General features: G+C 63.2%; 18 protein-coding genes. 1 reads left to right on the top strand and 17 read right to left on the bottom strand.

The genetic code is table 11. From position 1 onward, the window contains the following. Window positions 1–12: 12 nt before the first annotated feature. The 3 genes from BLV45_RS24055 to BLV45_RS24045 form a co-directional block, all read right to left on the bottom strand. Window positions 13–1,392 (bottom strand): cytochrome b, encoded by a 1,380-nt coding sequence (locus BLV45_RS24055; protein ID WP_090537318.1) that lies wholly within the window; start codon window positions 1,390–1,392, stop codon window positions 13–15. Further along, on the bottom strand, window positions 1,393–2,013 hold the full coding sequence (petA, locus tag BLV45_RS24050) for a ubiquinol-cytochrome c reductase iron-sulfur subunit (protein WP_090537316.1): 621 nt from the start codon (window positions 2,011–2,013) through the stop codon (window positions 1,393–1,395). 217 nt (window positions 2,014–2,230) lie between these two features. Next, on the bottom strand, window positions 2,231–2,980 hold the full coding sequence (locus tag BLV45_RS24045; protein WP_090537314.1) for a Nif3-like dinuclear metal center hexameric protein: 750 nt from the start codon (window positions 2,978–2,980) through the stop codon (window positions 2,231–2,233). Between the two features lie 21 nt (window positions 2,981–3,001). Between BLV45_RS24045 and BLV45_RS24040 the strand changes: the two genes are divergently transcribed. Next, window positions 3,002–4,225, top strand: a complete 1,224-nt coding sequence (locus BLV45_RS24040; RefSeq protein WP_090537312.1) for a Do family serine endopeptidase — start codon at window positions 3,002–3,004, stop codon at window positions 4,223–4,225. Window positions 4,226–4,390: 165 nt separating this feature from the next. Here BLV45_RS24040 and tatC read toward each other — a convergent pair whose 3' ends face one another. From tatC to hisD, 14 genes are all read right to left on the bottom strand, one after another. Continuing rightward, window positions 4,391–5,173 carry a twin-arginine translocase subunit TatC gene (gene tatC, locus BLV45_RS24035; protein WP_090537310.1) on the bottom strand — a complete coding sequence of 261 codons (783 nt, stop codon included), beginning with the start codon at window positions 5,171–5,173 and terminating at the stop codon, window positions 4,391–4,393. A 34-nt stretch (window positions 5,174–5,207) separates the two neighbouring features. After that, the gene (gene tatB, locus BLV45_RS24030; RefSeq protein ID WP_090537309.1) at window positions 5,208–5,735 is read right to left on the bottom strand and encodes a Sec-independent protein translocase protein TatB; all 528 of its coding nucleotides are present in this window, start codon (window positions 5,733–5,735) and stop codon (window positions 5,208–5,210) included. Between the two features lie 37 nt (window positions 5,736–5,772). Beyond that, the gene (tatA, locus tag BLV45_RS24025) at window positions 5,773–6,009 is read right to left on the bottom strand and encodes a Sec-independent protein translocase subunit TatA (RefSeq protein WP_090537307.1); all 237 of its coding nucleotides are present in this window, start codon (window positions 6,007–6,009) and stop codon (window positions 5,773–5,775) included. Between the two features lie 286 nt (window positions 6,010–6,295). Then, on the bottom strand, window positions 6,296–6,664 hold the full coding sequence (locus BLV45_RS24020; RefSeq protein WP_090537305.1) for a histidine triad nucleotide-binding protein: 369 nt from the start codon (window positions 6,662–6,664) through the stop codon (window positions 6,296–6,298). Window positions 6,665–6,709: 45 nt separating this feature from the next. After that, window positions 6,710–7,105: a DUF4870 family protein gene (locus tag BLV45_RS24015; protein ID WP_090537303.1), complete on the bottom strand. Its 396-nt coding sequence runs from the start codon at window positions 7,103–7,105 to the stop codon at window positions 6,710–6,712. 114 nt (window positions 7,106–7,219) lie between these two features. Then, window positions 7,220–7,603 (bottom strand): phosphoribosyl-ATP diphosphatase, encoded by a 384-nt coding sequence (locus BLV45_RS24010; RefSeq protein WP_090537301.1) that lies wholly within the window; start codon window positions 7,601–7,603, stop codon window positions 7,220–7,222. Further along, entirely contained in the window at window positions 7,600–8,007 is a 408-nt protein-coding gene (gene hisI, locus BLV45_RS24005) for a phosphoribosyl-AMP cyclohydrolase (protein WP_090537299.1), read from the bottom strand. The genes BLV45_RS24010 and hisI overlap by 4 nt, the downstream gene beginning before the upstream one ends. Next, window positions 8,004–8,780 carry an imidazole glycerol phosphate synthase subunit HisF gene (gene hisF / locus BLV45_RS24000; protein ID WP_090537296.1) on the bottom strand — a complete coding sequence of 259 codons (777 nt, stop codon included), beginning with the start codon at window positions 8,778–8,780 and terminating at the stop codon, window positions 8,004–8,006. Before hisF ends, hisI begins: the two co-directional genes overlap by 4 nt. A gap of 132 nt (window positions 8,781–8,912) precedes the next feature. Beyond that, on the bottom strand, window positions 8,913–9,665 hold the full coding sequence (gene hisA / locus BLV45_RS23995; protein ID WP_090537294.1) for a 1-(5-phosphoribosyl)-5-[(5-phosphoribosylamino)methylideneamino]imidazole-4-carboxamide isomerase: 753 nt from the start codon (window positions 9,663–9,665) through the stop codon (window positions 8,913–8,915). 185 nt (window positions 9,666–9,850) lie between these two features. Continuing rightward, on the bottom strand, window positions 9,851–10,492 hold the full coding sequence (gene hisH / locus BLV45_RS23990) for an imidazole glycerol phosphate synthase subunit HisH (RefSeq protein ID WP_090537293.1): 642 nt from the start codon (window positions 10,490–10,492) through the stop codon (window positions 9,851–9,853). Beyond that, a complete protein-coding gene (locus BLV45_RS23985) occupies window positions 10,489–11,109 on the bottom strand; it encodes a YchE family NAAT transporter (protein ID WP_090537291.1) in 621 nt (206 codons plus the stop codon). Before BLV45_RS23985 ends, hisH begins: the two co-directional genes overlap by 4 nt. Window positions 11,110–11,151: 42 nt before the next feature. Beyond that, on the bottom strand, window positions 11,152–11,739 hold the full coding sequence (hisB, locus tag BLV45_RS23980) for an imidazoleglycerol-phosphate dehydratase HisB (protein ID WP_090537289.1): 588 nt from the start codon (window positions 11,737–11,739) through the stop codon (window positions 11,152–11,154). A gap of 63 nt (window positions 11,740–11,802) precedes the next feature. Further along, window positions 11,803–12,873, bottom strand: coding sequence for a histidinol-phosphate transaminase (gene hisC / locus BLV45_RS23975; protein WP_090537287.1), 1,071 nt, complete (start codon window positions 12,871–12,873; stop codon window positions 11,803–11,805). A gap of 115 nt (window positions 12,874–12,988) precedes the next feature. Further along, entirely contained in the window at window positions 12,989–14,311 is a 1,323-nt protein-coding gene (gene hisD, locus BLV45_RS23970) for a histidinol dehydrogenase (RefSeq protein ID WP_090537285.1), read from the bottom strand. Between the last annotated feature and the right edge of the window lie 39 nt (window positions 14,312–14,350).

Below are 14,350 nucleotides of genomic sequence, written 5' to 3'. Positions count from 1 at the left end.
TCCTGGCGCGCGTTAGTGAGACTTGAACCGGACTCGTTCGGGCGGTTGTTTGAACCGTCCGAGCCGTGTCCAGAACGGCATGCCGAGGAAGAACGCAAAATAAATCAGTGCGCAGATCTGCGCGATCAGCGTCGAGGCAGGCGATGGCGGCTTCGTCCCGAGGAAGCCCAGCGTCAGGAACGCCAGCACGAAGATCCCGTAGAACACCTTGTGGAAGAACGGCCGGTAGCGGATCGACTTCACCGGCGACTGGTCGAGCCACGGCAGGAAGAAGAGCGACACCACCGCCGTTCCCATCACCACCACGCCCCAGAACTTCGACTCGGTGAACGCCATCGCCAGAATCACCAGCACGGCGAGCACCGGCAGACCGAACTTCCACTTGCCGCGCGCGCGCACGAGCGCGAGCAGGCCCAGCAGCGCGATCACGATCATCAGGACGATCTTGAACGGATCGGTCGTGGCGCGCAGCATCGCGTAGAACGCAGTGAAGTACCAGACCGGCGCGATTTCCGGCGGCGTCTGCAGCGGGTTCGCCGGGACGAAGTTATTCGCCTCGAGGAAGTAGCCGCCCATTTCCGGCGCGAAGAAGATGATCGCGGCGAAGATTAACAGAAACACGGACACGCCCAGAAAATCGTGGACCGAGTAGTACGGATGGAACGGGATGCCGTCGATCGGCTTGCCGCTGGCGTCCTTCTTCGCCTTGATCTCGATGCCGTCCGGGTTGTTCGAGCCCACTTCATGCAGCGCCACGAGATGAGCGACCACCAGCCCGAGCAGCACGAGCGGAATCGCGATCACGTGAAACGCGAAGAAGCGGTTCAGCGTGACGTCGGACACCACGTAGTCGCCGCGAATCCACAGCGACAGATCCGGCCCGATAAACGGAATCGCCGAAAACAGGTTCACGATCACCTGCGCGCCCCAGAACGACATCTGGCCCCACGGCAGCAGGTAGCCGAAAAACGCCTCGGCCATCAGGCACAGGAAGATCGCGCAGCCGAAGATCCACACCAGCTCACGCGGCTTGCGGTACGAGCCGTAGAGCAGCCCGCGGAACATGTGCAGATACACGACAACGAAGAACAGCGACGCGCCCGTGGAATGCATGTAGCGGATCAGCCAGCCCCACGGCACCTCGCGCATGATGTACTCGACCGACGAGAACGCGAGCGTCGCGTCGGGCTTGTAGTTCATCGTGAGGAAAATGCCGGTGACGATCTGGTTCACCAGCACCAGCAGCGCGAGCGAGCCGAAGATGTACCAGAAATTGAAGTTCTTCGGTGCGTAGTACTCGGAGACGTGCTTTTTCCACGTCGCCGTCATCGGGAAGCGGCGGTCGATCCATCCGGCCAGCCCGGTTGTCTCCACTTCGTGTTCGATCGCCATTTACGCTTCTCCTTTCTCGTCCTTGCCGATCACGAGCGAATTCGCCGACGTGAACATATAGGGCGGAATGTCGAGGTTTTGCGGAGCCGGTTTGTTCTTGAAGACGCGGCCAGCCATGTCGTAGGTCGAGCCGTGGCACGGGCACAGGAAGCCTCCTGGCCAGTCGTCTGGAAGACTGGGCTGCGCACCCTCCTGGAAGCGCGGCGTCGGCGTGCAGCCCAGATGGGTGCATACGGCGACGGCGACGAAGATGTTCTTGCGGTCGGCGCGGGCGCGGAATTCGTTCTTGCAGTAATCCGGCTCCGGCATCGAGAAGGGCTTTTTGCTGTCCGGGTCAGCCACTTCATGATCGGCTTTCTTGACGTCGGCGAGCATCCTGTCGGTGCGGTTGATGATCCACACCGGCTTGCCACGCCATGCCACGGTCATCATGTCGCCGGGCTTCAGGTTACTGATATCGACTTCGACCGGGGCGCCTGCTGCCTTGGCCTTTTCAGATGGTGCAAACGAACTAACAAAGGGCACTACAGTGGCAACTCCACCTACGCCACCTGCTACGGTCGTCGCAATCAGCCAGGTACGACGGCTGCCGTCGACGCGTTCATCTTCCTTGTCTCGCATCACACGCCCCACTTCTGAGTTGGATTTTTCCGTCAAGCCGGTTCTACCGCCGCTAGTTTGCTCGAATGGAGTCGGCATTTACAAGGGCCGAATACCAAAAAGCGTGCGAAGTCTTTGATAAATCAGGGTATCCCCGCACAAATCGCGAACATTTTTATGTGGTTTCTTAAGCGTTCCCTCCGTTATCCAGCCTTTTTGTTCACTAATTAACCGAAAATCAGACTGGATTATGGACATCGATAAAGAGATGTTCGAGATCGAAGGTCTCGGACAGATGCGCGCCGATGGCCTGGACACCGAAGCGCTCGGTCGCGTGATGGCCGGCGGAGAGGAACGCGACGCCGCTTTCGGCGGCCGTGTGAGTGGTCGACTCGGAGATTTCGCCGGTGAGGAAGACATCGGCGCCGGCGGCGATCGCGGCGTCGAAATAGCTTTGCGCGGCGCCCGTACACCACGCGACGCGGCGCAGTTCACGGTCCGGGTCGCCGAGGACGAGCGGCGTGCGGCCGAGCGTCTGCTCGACCTGCGCGGTGAAGTGGGCGAGCGTGATGGGCATCGGCAGCGTGCTCAGCCAGCCGAGGTTACCTTCGCCAAAATGGGTTTCGTCGGGGATCCAGCCCATTTTCGCGCCCAGTTGCGCGTTATTGCCGAATTCCGGATGGTCGTCGAGGGGCAGATGGTAGGCGAACAGGTTCAGATCGTTCTGGATCAGCAGCTTGATGCGGCCATGTTTGCGGCCGGTGATCTGCGGCGGCTCGTTGCGCCAGAAGTAGCCATGATGGACGAAAACCGCGTCCGCGCCCCACTCGATTGCCGCCTCCAGAAAGGCCGCCGAGGCGGTCACACCGGTCGCGATCTTTTTTACGCGACGCCGGCCTTCAACCTGCAGCCCATTGGGGCAATAGTCCTTGAACCTCGCGGTTTGCAGAAGATTGTTCAAGTACAATTCCAGTTCGATCCGATCCATATAAACCTCTAATATCTTCAGATGCTTAGACGCTTTTGGCTGTTCTTCGCCCAGGCGGTGACGGTACTGCTGGCGCTGATGTTCATCATTGCGACACTCAAGCCGCAATGGCTGCAGCGCCAGGGCCAGTTCGGCAAGCAGCTTGCCGAACCGATCGTCGCCCTGCGTGAAGTGGCGCCAGGCATCGGCGGGGGCAGCGGGCCCGCGCAGGCTTCGTACGCCGATGCGGCGCACAAGGCCATGCCAGCGGTCGTCAACGTGTTCTCAAGCAAGGACGGCTCGCTTCCGCCCGACCCGCGCGCGAAAGATCCGCTCTTCCGCTACTTCTTCGGCGACAGGAACAACAACCGCAGGCAGCAGGAACAGCCGGCGGCCAATCTCGGCTCGGGCGTCATCGTGAGTCCGGAAGGTTACATTCTAACGAACCAGCACGTCGTGGACGGCGCGGATCAGATCGAAATCGCGCTCGCCGACGGCCGCACCACGAACGCGAAGGTCATCGGCGTCGATCCAGAGACGGATCTGGCCGTGCTCAAGGTCAACATGACCAATCTGCCGACGATCACGCTCGGCCGCATGGACCAGACGCGCGTCGGCGACGTGGTGCTCGCGATCGGCAACCCGTTCGGCGTCGGCCAGACGGTGACGATGGGCATCATCAGCGCGCTCGGACGCAATCACCTCGGCATCAACACGTTCGAAAACTTCATCCAGACCGACGCGGCGATCAATCCGGGCAACTCGGGCGGCGCGCTGGTGGACGTGAACGGCAACCTGCTGGGCATCAACACGGCCATTTACTCGCGCTCGGGCGGCTCGCTTGGCATCGGCTTCGCGATTCCGGTTTCGACGGCGCGCAGCGTGCTGGAAAGCATCATCACGACGGGTTCGGTAACGCGCGGATGGATCGGCGTCGAACCGCAGGACGTCACGCCGGAAATCGCCGAGTCGTTCGGGCTCAAGCAGGAATCGGGCGCGATCGTCGCAGGTGTGCTGCAGGGCGGGCCCGCCGACAAGGCCGGCATCAAGCCGGGCGACATTCTGGTGAGCGTGAACGGCGAGGACATCACGGACACGACGCGTCTCCTGAACGTGATCGCGCAGATCAAGCCGGGCACGAACGCGAAGGTTCATGTCGTGCGCAAGAACAAGGAACTGGACGTCGACGTGATGATCGGCAAACGCCCGCCGCCGCCAAAGCAACCCGCGGACAACGGCGACGATCAGAGCGACGACGGCGGTTGAGCGATATCTGCGGTACTGGCCGCCCCGTCTGAATGGATTCTCCCAGTCGATTGGGCCTCGGCAGCACATATGAACGAAAGCAAAAAGGCAGCCACACTGGCTGCCTTTTTGCTTTTCCGGCAATCGCAACCCCAAGCGAGAGCGCGAGGACGCGAGCCTTGAAGGCTAGCTCGTCGGCGAGCTTTCTTCTTCCTTCACGACCGGCTGTTTACCGACGATCAACCGCGCCGCGATGATCCCCGCTTCGTACAGGATGATCAGCGGAACCGCGAGGATCAGCTGCGAAAACACGTCCGGTGGCGTCACGACAGCGGAAACCACAAACGCGCCGACGATCACATACGGACGGATCTCCTTGAGCTTCTTGATCGACAGGATGCCCATGCGCACGAGCAGCACGACGACGATCGGCACCTCGAACGTCACGCCGAACGCGATGAACATCGTCAGCACGAAGCTCAGGTAGTTGTCGATATCGGTGGTCATTTCCGCGCCGAGCGGCGCGTTGTAGTGCGCCATCACGCGGAAAATCGTCGGAAACACGACGAAGTACGCAAACGCCATCCCGCACAGGAACAGCACGTAGCTGCTGCCGACGAGCGGCGTCACCAGCTTCTTCTCATGCTGATAGAGCCCCGGCGCGACGAACGCCCATATCTGGTACAGCACGAACGGCAGCGCGATCACCAGCGCGACGAGCATCGTCACCTTCATCGGCACGAAGAACGAGCCGGTGACGTCGGTGACGATCATCTTGCCGTCCTTGGGCAGGTTCTGCATCAGCGGGCGCGCGAGCAGCCGGAAGATGTCCGGCGCCCAGTAGACCAGCCCGAGAAATACGACGATGACCGAGATGCCCGCCCGGATGATGCGATCGCGTAGTTCGACGAGATGCGAGATGAAGGTTTCTTCAGGGGCTTCGCCCTGGTTTTGCTGCGGGTCGCTCACGCCGGCCCTCGGTTGAAGTGTTTCGCTGGGGACATCAGAAGAAGCGTGTCGGACGGCGCAGGCTCACCGGCGTGTGCCGCGCGACGCGCGCCGCCCCCGACTGCACGCGGGTGCGCCGCAAGGTGGCGCGCTTGTACCAGGTCGGCGCCGCCGTCTGCTTGACGCGCCAGTTCTTGCGCTTCGGTGTGGAGGTGATCGTGCTGCGCCATGACGTGCCGTCGGTGGAAGACGCGTCGTATCCGGACCCGCCGCCTGCAATACTCGACGATACCGACGTGCCGGCATTCCACGCGTCGTTCAGTTCGGACTCGTGCTTGCGCAGATTGTCGTGGATCGTGCTCTCGACGCCGCTGGCAGCCGATTCGAACTCCGTCTTCATGCGGCGCAGTTCGTCCAGCTCGATCTCACGCGTGACTTCGGACTTCACGTCGTTGATATAGCGCTGGGCGCGCCCGAACAGCGCGCCAGCCGTGCGTGCGACGCGCGGCAGGCGCTCCGGCCCGAGCACGACCAGCGCGACGACGCCGATCAGCGCCATCTTGGTTAGACCGAGGTCCAGCATGGAATGAGCTTTCCGTCAGTGCGGGGCTGCCGCGTTTTTAGCGGGAGTCGCCGGAATGCGGCGCTTTTTCCTTGGTGTCGACATCGACGGTGCCCGTGCGCGGCAATTCACGCGCCTGCGCATCGGCGGGCGTTTCAGCTTCCTTCATGCCTTCCTTGAAACCCTTCACCGCGCCGCCCAGATCGGTACCGATGTTGCGCAGTTTCTTCGTGCCGAACACCAGCGCCACAATCAGCAACACGATCAGCCAGTGCCAAATACTCAACGAACCCATGAAAACTCTCCTTAACCCCGCCGCCGCGTCTGTACGCTCATTCGCGGCGAACATCGTCTGCCTTGCGGCATGATTCGAAGCGCTCGCGTCCCATGTCTACGATACTGCCGAAAACCACCGGTCGCACGTTCGCTTCATTATGAATGGATCAGCCCGCCCGCGTTATTACATTGCAACCGGCTGATCGCCACTTTTTGCCAGCCCGCCATTGTGCGCGGCCAAAATCCCGCCGCGAAGCGCGGTTGTCGCCGCGCGGCGTATCGTGTACGCCTGCGCCGCGCCGGCCTCACCCCATGCGCTGCCACGGGCGCGGTCCTGCCAGGATGTGTGCGTGCAGGTGATACACCTCCTGCCCGCCGCCGGGACCGGTATTGATGACCGTGCGAAAGCCGGTTTCGCCACCGGTGTACGCCACGCCCAGTTTGTCGGCGAGACGCGCGACCAGTACAAGCATTCTACCAAGCAGGGCCGAGTCGTCCTGCGTGCAGTTCGACAGCGTTTCGATATGCTTGCGGGGAATGACGAGCACGTGGGTTTCGGCCGCCGGACGGATATCGCGAAACGCGACGAACTCGTCGTCCTCATGCACTTTGGTCGAGGGAATATCGCCAGCGGCGATCTTGCAGAACAGGCAACTAGAAGTGTCGTGGCTCATGGTCTCAGTGAAACGCTGACGCGGGTGGCCTCAGGATGGATACGGTCAAAACCACGCGCGCGGATTCATCAATGGCTTGTTGTCGTACAGATAAAGCCAGCCTTTGATAATACGGTACAACATCCAGATCGCGACAGCCCACAGAATCGGCACGCCGATCAGCACGATGAAAAGCGCGATTCCGATCACGTGACCGAGCAAGCCCCACCAGAAGGTGCGGATCTGCCAGTTGAAGTGCGCTTCAAAGGGCGTTCCGGTCACATCGGGCCGTTTGACATAGTTGATGATGATCGCGACCAGCGCGGTCAGACCGCCGGTCAGCCAGTAGATCGCGTAGAGACCGTACAGGATATGCGTGAGCGTGCGAAGGCTCCGCTGGCGATCGATTTCGGTCACGCTCTGGTAAGACGGAGGCGGGTATCCGCCCTGCGACTGTTCCATCTCTGCGTCTCCTTCTCAGTTCAGCTGGCTTGCACGTGTACATGCCGGGCGCGTGCGGCGGGTCTTCGACTGCCATCCCCGCCTGCGGCTCCAGTTGCGATTCCGGTTGCCGCCCTAGTCGCCGTTCTGCTCGCGCTCGCGGCTTTTGCGCAGGGCTTTTTCCTCGATGCCCGAGGTGCCTTCGCGACGCTCGAGTTCAGCGAGCACTTCCGCCGGGCCCAGATCGAAATGCGACAGCATCACGAGACAATGAAACCACAGATCGGCCACTTCGCCGACCAGCGCCGTCGGCGCGCCGCCGTGACGCGTGTCCTTGGCCGCGAGCACGACCTCGGTCGCTTCCTCGCCGATTTTCTTCAACACCGCGTCGTCGCCCTTGTCGAACAGGCGCGAGACATACGACGTGTCCGGGTCGCCACCCTTGCGGCTGTCGATGATGGCAGCGAGGCGCAGCAGCGTATCGGTCGTCGTGGGAGTGGATTGCGTGGATTGCGTCATTTGTAGATGTGTTCGGGGTCTTTCAGCACCGGTTCGACGGCAACCCATTCGCCGTCGTCAGCCGAGCCTTCGAATTTCTGGAAAAAACACGAGTGACGGCCGGTGTGGCACGCGATGCCCGACACCTGCTCGACCTTCAGCAGCACGACGTCTTCGTCGCAGTCGAGCCGCACTTCATGCACGTTCTGGACGTGGCCGGACTCTTCGCCCTTGAACCACAGGCGCTGGCGCGAGCGCGAGAAATACACGGCGCGGCCCAGTTCGATGGTTTTGGCGAGCGCTTCGCGGTTCATCCACGCGAACATCAGCACGTCGTTCGTCGTGGCTTCCTGGGCGATGACCGGCACGAGGCCGTTCGCGTCCCATTTGACCCTGTCCAGCCAGTTTTCCGCGGACGCGTTCACGTCAACCTCACTGAAATGCCCTGATCGGCCATGAAGCGCTTGGCCTCGCCGACAGTGTGCTCGCCATAGTGGAAGATGCTGGCGGCCAGCACGGCGTCCGCGCGGCCTTCCGTGATGCCATCGGCCAGATGCTGCAGCGAGCCGACGCCGCCCGAAGCGATCACCGAAACCGGCACCGCGTCCGATACCGCGCGCGTAAGCGCCAGATCGAAGCCGCTTTTCGTGCCGTCGCGGTCCATGCTGGTCAGCAGGATCTCGCCCGCGCCGAGTCCGGCCATCTTGCGGGCCCACTCGATCGCGTCGAGCCCGGTGGCCTTGCGCCCGCCGTGCGTGAACACTTCCCAGCGCGGCGCCTCGCCTTCCTGCGACACGCGCTTCGCGTCGATCGCGACGACGATGCACTGCGAGCCGTATTTGTCCGTCGCGTCGCGCACGAGCTGCGGGTTCGCGACCGCCGACGAGTTCATGCTGATCTTGTCCGCGCCGGCGTTGAGCAGCCGCCGCACGTCCGCGACCGCGCGCACGCCGCCGCCGACCGTGAGCGGAATGAACACCTGCGACGCGACCGCCTCGATGATCGGCAGGATCAGGTCGCGCTGGTCGGAAGTCGCGGTGATGTCGAGGAAGGTGAGTTCGTCGGCGCCCTGATCGTCGTAGCGACGCGCGATTTCGACCGGGTCGCCCGCATCGCGCAGTTCGACGAAGTTGACGCCCTTCACCACGCGTCCAGCGGTGACGTCGAGACAGGGGATGATGCGTTTAGCTAGAGCCATGATCTTGCAAATTCTTGCCAGTGCCGCTGATGAAGCCGCTCGCCACGAGCGACGGGGTGCCCGTTACCGGATGCCGCGGCGGCGTGTCCGGCCGCCCGCGCCGGCAGCAGCGCACGAAAGACGCGCCCCGCTTCAGGCGTCGTCGGATTCGCGCAGCCGGTCCGCATGCGTCTGCGCGGCCGCGAAATCGAGGTCGCCCGAGTAGATCGCGCGCCCGCAGATCACGCCTTCGATACCCTCGCCTTCGACTTCGCACAGCGATTCGATATCGGTGAGGTTCGACAGGCCGCCGCTTGCGATCACCGGAATCTTCACCGCGCGCGCGAGGCGCACCGTCGCTTCGATGTTGATGCCCTGGAGCATGCCGTCGCGGCCGATGTCGGTGTAGATGATCGATTCGCAGCCGTAGTCCTCGAACTTGCGGCCCAGATCCACCACTTCGTGGCCGGTCAGCTTGCTCCAGCCGTCGGTGGCGACCTTGCCGTCCTTCGCATCCAGCCCGACGATGATATGGCCGCCGAACGCCGTGCAGGCGTCCTGCAGGAAGCCCGGGTTCTTCACGGCGGCCGTGCCGATGATGACGTAGGACAGGCCGTCGTCGAGATAGCGCTCGATCGTGTTCAGGTCGCGGATACCGCCGCCCAGCTGGACGGGAATCTCGCCGCCGACTTCGTCGATGATCGCGCGGATCGCATCTTCGTTTCGCGGCTTGCCGGCGAACGCGCCGTTCAGATCGACGAGATGCAGGCGCCGCGCGCCGCGGTTGACCCAATGTCGGGCCATCGCCGCCGGCTCTTCGGAGAAAATCGTCGCCTGGTCCATATCGCCTTGTTTGAGGCGTACACACTGACCGTCTTTCAGGTCGATGGCCGGAATCAGCAGCATAGCAATCGGGTGTTGTCTGGGAAGAAGTTGAATGTCGGCGCCAGCCCGCAGGCAGGCATCAGCGCCGTCTCGCTAGTTTAGTACAAGTCTTTCAGCATCCTTGCCGGCATTGGGCCGGGTTCGCCCGATGCCGTGACGTCCACGCCGGGTAAGGCGCATTGGACGACGAGGAAGCCAGAACACGTTCACGGGTTCCAGTGGACGAAGTTGCGATACATGCGCAAACCCGCGCTGGCGCTCTTTTCCGGGTGAAACTGGGTCGCGAAAATGTTGTCCCGCGCCACCGCTGACGTAAAAGGCACACCGTACACGGTTTCGCCCGACGTATGTGCGGCATCGTCCGGCACCACGTAATAGCTGTGTACGAAGTAAAAAAAGCTGTTGTCCGGCACGCCGTCCCACAACGGATGCGGCTGCGCCTGGCGCACGCGGTTCCAGCCCATCTGCGGCACCTTGAAGCGCGAGCCGTCGTCCTGCAGCTGGCCGTCCAGCTCGAAGCGCACGACCTTGCCCGGCATCAGCCCGAGCCCGCGCGTATCGCCCTCGGCGCTCCAGTCGAACAGCATCTGCTCGCCGACGCATACGCCCATCAGCGGCTTCGAGCGCGACGCCTCGATCACGGCGTCCTGCAGGCCGGATTCGGAGAGCGAGCGCATGCAGTCGCGCATCGCGCCCTGGCCCGGCAGCACGACGCGGTCGGCCGAGCGGATCGCTTCCGGCCGGTCGACGATTGCCACGTCCGCTTCGGGCGCGGCCTGTTTCAGCGCCTGCGCCACCGAGCGCAGGTTGCCCATGCCGTAATCCACAATTGCAATTGAAGTCTTCATCTCAAGTTCGGCAGCAATGCCTTTAATCCGTCGACGATGAATTCCACCGCCAGTGCCGACAACATCAACCCCATCAGCCGCGTGCCGATATTGATCCCCGTGCGACCGACCCAGCGGGCGATCGGTTCGGCAAGCCGCAGCGAAAAGAAGCAGATCACCGCGAGAACCGCGCCGATAGCCACAAGACTAACCCGGTCGTACCAATGATGTGAACTGGCCGAATAGACGATGACCGTGCTGATCGCACCCGGCCCGGTCAATAGCGGAATCGCCAGCGGCACGACCGCGACGTTGTCCTTCTGCTCGGCCTCGTGGCGCTCTTCCGGCGTCGAGCGGCTGTTGCCGATCTGCGCGTTCAGCATGTTGATCGCCATCAGCAGCATGATGATGCCGCCGCCCACTTCGAGCGACCCCACCGAGATGCCAAAGAAGCTGATGATCTGCTGGCCGAGCATCGTCGTCACGCCGATCACGCAGAACACCGAAATCGATGCGATACGGATCGTGCGGCGCCGCTCGGTGTCCGATTGCTGCGCGGTGAGGCTCAAAAAGAACGGGATGGCGCCGACCGGATTGATCAGCGCCAGCAGCGAAATAAACGACTTGATGATATCCATCGCTAGCCGGCGCGCGAGAGCGTCGCCGGTCCGGTATGTCTTTTACAGACTTCCCTTGGTCGACGGAATCTGCCCCGCCGCGCGTTCATCCATCTCGACGGCCATCCGCAGCGCCCGGCCAAAGGCCTTGAACACGGTTTCCATCTGGTGATGGGCGTTCAGGCCGCGGAGATTGTCGACATGAAGCGTCACGCCCGCGTGGTTCACGAAGCCGCGGAAGAATTCGATGGAGAGATCGACGTCGAACGTGCCGATGCGCGCGCGCGTGAACGGCACATGGAATTCGAGGCCCGGACGGCCGGAAAAGTCGATCACGACGCGCGACAGCGCTTCGTCGAGCGGCACGTACGCGTGGCCATAGCGGCGGATGCCCTTGCGGTCGCCGATCGCCTTCGCGACGGCCTGGCCGAGCGTGATGCCGGTGTCTTCGACGGTGTGATGGTCGTCGATATGCAGGTCGCCATGCGCTTCGATGTCGAGATCGAACAACCCATGCCGCGCGATCTGGTCGAGCATGTGGTCGAGAAACGGGACGCCGGTGGCGAGCTTCTGCACGCCGGTGCCGTCCAGATTGATCTTCACACGGATCTGCGTTTCGCTGGTGTTGCGAACGACTTCCGCCTGGCGCATGGGAATTCCTTGAATCGAACTAGAAAATGGAGGCTGTCAATGCGTGCGGCTGGACGCTGGCGGTCAATGCAGCACGAGCTTCAATGCGGCGAGCAACTGGGCGTTTTCTTCGGCCGATCCGACCGTCAAACGCACACAATTGGCCAGCAATGGGTGCATTTTACCCACGTTTTTGATCAATATCCGCGCTGTCAGCAGCGTCTCGAACAGGATTGACGCGTCCGGCACGCGCACCAGCAGGAAATTGCCGGCGCTCGGGAACACTTCGGCGCCCGGCAGCGCGGCCACGGCCCCGGCCAGCTTCGTGCGCTGCGCGCGCAGTTCGGCGGCCTGCGAGTCGAGCACGTCGATATGATCGAGCAGGAAGCTCGCGGCTGCCTGCGTCAGCACGTTGACGTTATATGGCGGGCGCACCTTGTCGATCTCGTTGAGCCACGTCGGGCGGCCCGCCAGGTAGCCCAGCCGGATTCCGGCAAGACCGAGTTTCGACACCGTGCGCATCACGACGACGTTGTCGAACTGGTCGGCGCGCGGTAGCCAGCTTTGCTGCGCGAACGGCTGATAGGCCTCGTCGATCACGACGAGGCTCCGGGTCGCCGCCGCGATGATGCGCTCCATGTCGGCGTCGTCGTAGAGCGTGCCGGTCGGGTTGTTCGGGTAGGCCAGATAGACAATGGCCGGCTGATGTTCGGCGATTGCCGCGATCATCGCGTCGGCGTCGAGCGTGAAATCGGACTTCAACGGCACACCGATGAACTCCAGGTGCGCCAGTTTCGCGGACATCTGATACATGACGAAGCCCGGCACCGGCGCCAGCACTTTCGCGCCGGGGTTCGCGCACACCATCGAGATCATGCTGATGATCTCGTCCGAGCCGTTGCCGAGCAGCACGTCGCACGAAGCGGGCACGTTCATCGCGCGCTTGATCTTTTCGATCAGCGCTTCCGGACGCGGCGCCGGATAACGGTTCAGCGCGACGCCAGCCAGGTGCTCGCCGAGATGCGCGGCCAGCACCGGTGGCAGCGTAAACGGATTTTCCATCGCGTCCAGCTTGATGAAGCCGGTCGCGTCGGGCACGGGATAGCTGGTCATCGCGAGCACGTCGCGACGGATGATGTCTTGTGGTGTCGTCATGATGGGGTGGGCCGGCGCGCGCGGCGCGCCAGCCTGACACGGGCGGCATGCGCGCCGCCCTGGTTGGCCAGTATTCTTGTTTGTTGTGTTACCCGCGATGAACGCGGTGTTGCGCTCAGCCGCTCTGTCTCATCCGGTATTCGGCGCTACGCGCGTGGGCGGGAAGGCCTTCGCCGTATGCCAGTTCCGCCGCGATCTCGCCGAGCGTCTGCGCGCCTTCGGCGCTGACCTCGATCACGCTCGATCGCTTGAAGAAATCATAGACGCCGAGCGGCGACGAAAACCGTGCGGTACGAGACGTAGGCAGCACGTGATTCGGCCCCGCGCAGTAGTCGCCGAGGCTTTCGCTGGTGTAGCGGCCAAGGAAGATCGCGCCGGCGTGGCGAATCAGCTTGCCCCATTGATGCGGCTCGAGCGCGGAGATTTCCAGATGCTCCGGTGCGATGTCGTTGGCGATCGCGCAGGCTTCGGCCATGTCGCGCACCTTGATCAGCGCGCCGCGCCCTTCGAGCGAAGCGCGGATCACGTCCTGACGCGGCATGGTGGGCAGGAGCTCGTCGATCGCGTCCTGCACCCGGCTGATGAACGCGTCGTCCGGACACAGCAGGATCGACTGCGCGAGTTCGTCGTGTTCGGCCTGCGAGAACAGGTCCATCGCGACCCAGCGCGGGTCGGTGGTGCCATCGCACAGCACGAGGATTTCCGACGGGCCGGCGATCATGTCGATGCCGACCGTGCCGAACACGCGGCGCTTCGCGGACGCGACGTACGCGTTGCCCGGGCCGCAGATCTTGTCGACGGCCGGCACGGTTTGCGTGCCGTACGCGAGCGCGGCCACGGCCTGCGCGCCGCCGATCGTGAACACGCGATCGACGCCGCCCAGCAGCGCCGCGGCCAGCACGAGCGGATTTTTCACGCCGCCGGGCGTCGGCACGACCATCACGATCTCGCGCACGCCGGCCACGCGCGCCGGAATCGCGTTCATCAGCACCGACGACGGATACGCCGCCTTGCCGCCCGGCACATAGATGCCCGCGCGATCGAGCGGCGTGACCTTCTGGCCGAGCACGGTGCCGTCGGCTTCCGTGTACTGCCAGCTATGGCTGCCGCATTCGATCTTCTGCTTCTCGTGATACCCGCGCACCCGGGCGGCGGCGGCTTCGAGCGCCGCCCGGCGCTTCGGCTCGAGGCCTTCGAGCGCCGCCTCGAGTTCCGGCATCGGCAGCTCCAGCGCCTCGACGCTCTGTGCGTCGAGCCGGTCGAAGCGGTTCGTGTAGTCGAGCACGGCAGCGTCGCCGCGCGACTTCACGTCGGCCAGAATCTGCGCGACCGAGCGCTCGATCGCTTCATCCTCGCTCGCCTCGAACGCGAGCACCGCGTGCAGCGCCTGACGGAAACCGGCGGCGCTGGAATCGAGTTTGCGAATCTTGATAGACATACGGGTATCCGTTTCGGTAAAGCGCGCGCACTGCTCGTG

Origin of the sequence: Paraburkholderia sartisoli, assembly GCF_900107685.1 — a bacterium.
Classification (GTDB): domain Bacteria; phylum Pseudomonadota; class Gammaproteobacteria; order Burkholderiales; family Burkholderiaceae; genus Paraburkholderia; species Paraburkholderia sartisoli.
This window is presented reverse-complemented; position numbering and strand designations above follow the sequence as displayed.